The 1668-nt window shown below is 64.7% G+C and carries 1 protein-coding gene; it reads left to right on the top strand.

Features of this window, described 5'->3' with window-relative positions:
• Nucleotides 1–123: 123 nt before the first annotated feature.
• Nucleotides 124–1518: an IS1380 family transposase gene (locus tag RCH15_RS18990; RefSeq protein WP_326962207.1), complete on the top strand. Its 1395-nt coding sequence runs from the start codon at nucleotides 124–126 to the stop codon at nucleotides 1516–1518.
• Nucleotides 1519–1668: the final 150 nt, after the last annotated feature.

Genomic DNA, 1668 nt, shown 5'->3' with positions numbered 1-1668 from the left:
AGCCTTGATCCACCGATGATCCTTGGATCGGGTCCGGCGTTTTAAACACGAAATGCCCCGTTCTGGGGGAAAATATGGCTTACCACGGTCACATTTTCTTACCAGAATGAGGACACCTCGTAGATGCAAGTTTTCCATAAGCCGTCCGCGGTGTCAGTTTCTTTCGACGAGCCGAATCTCGTGTCGGTGGCAGGGCTGCTTCCGGTGATGACGCTGGCCCGGGACGGCGGGCTGCAGGAGCTCGCCGATGAATGGCTCACGGTGCCCACGGACAAGGGCGCGAATCCCGGGCTGAAGATCGCGTCCCTGGTGGCCGGAATGGTTGCCGGGGCCGACTCGATCGATGACATGGCCCTGCTGCGCCACGGCGGGATGAAACGGCTCTTCAACGCCTGTTACGCGCCCTCCACTCTGGGCTCGTTCCTGCGGTCCTTCACTTTCGGGCATGTCCGGCAGCTGGACGCGGTCGCGTCCCGCTTCCTGGCAAACCTGGCCGGTCGGACCTCTTTGCTGGGATCACCCGCCGCCGGTGACTTCGTGTTCGTGGATGTCGATGACACGATCATCGAGGTCCACGGCTACGCCAAGCAGGGCTCCGGCTACGGGTATTCCGGGGTCCGGGGGCTGAACGCGTTGCTGGCGACGGTCTCCACCACGGAGACGGCCCCGGTGATCCTGGCCCAGCGGCTGCGCAAGGGCGCCGCGAACTCGGCCCGCGGCGCCAAGCGGTTGATCACGGATGCTCTGTCCACGCTCGGGCGTCTGCAGCCCGGCGGGCGGGTGCTCTGCCGGTTCGATTCGGCCTTCTACGGCCATGCAGCGGTTTCCGCGGCCCTGGCCGGCGGGGCGGAGGTGTCGGTGACCGCACGAATGGACCCGGCCGTGAAACGGGCGATCGCAGGGATCCCGGAGACGGCGTGGGAGACGATCGAATACACCGACGCGGTCTTCGACGAGAACAACAACACCTGGGTGTCCCGGGCCGAGGTCGCCGAGACCGGGTTCACCGCGTTCAGCTCCCGCAAAAAGGCTGAGCAGATCACTGGCCGGCTGGTGGTGCGACGCATCCCGGAGCTGAACCGGAAAGCCAGTGACGGACAACCCACCTTGTTTGAAACACACCGTCACCACGCGTTCTTCACCAGCGTGGACCCCGCGGTCCTGGACACCGTCGCGGCGGACAAAACCCACCGCAAACACGCGCAGATCGAGCAGGTCAATGCCGATCTGAAAGACAGCGCGCTGTCGCACATGCCCTCAGGTGTTTTCGCGGCGAACTCCGCCTGGCTCGTTGCCGCGGTCATGGCCTACAACCTCACCCGCGTCGCCGGAATCCTCGCTGCAGGGCTCTTCGGCAAGGCCCGGACCGGTACGATCCGCCGCAAACTCATCCATGTCCCCGCCAGGATCGCCACCAGCGCCCGACGCATCCGTCTTCATTTGCCCGAGTCCTGGCCCTGGCAAACACCATGGAAAGCCCTGTTCCAGACCCTCTACCCGCCGCCGCAACCAGCCTAAACCCCGTCAACCCAGCCACACGGCGCAACCGGACCCACCAGTGGAACACCGAAGGGCAGCGAGGTCCGGCGGTCCGCCATGCCCGAAACCAAAAACCGCCGCTGGCCCGAAAATCAATCAGGACCAACAGCGGATCGGTGGATCAAGGCT

Source organism: Arthrobacter sp. MP_M4, from assembly GCF_035984855.1.
In the GTDB taxonomy this organism is placed as follows: domain Bacteria; phylum Actinomycetota; class Actinomycetes; order Actinomycetales; family Micrococcaceae; genus Arthrobacter.
Note: the sequence above shows the minus strand (reverse complement) of the source record. Positions and strands in the feature narration are given on the sequence as shown.

Excerpts from the sequence above, each read along its gene's own strand:
- RCH15_RS18990 (WP_326962207.1), top strand. The coding sequence starts at position 124 with ATGCAAGTTTTCCATAAGCCGTCCGCGGTGTCAGTTTCTTTCGACGAG.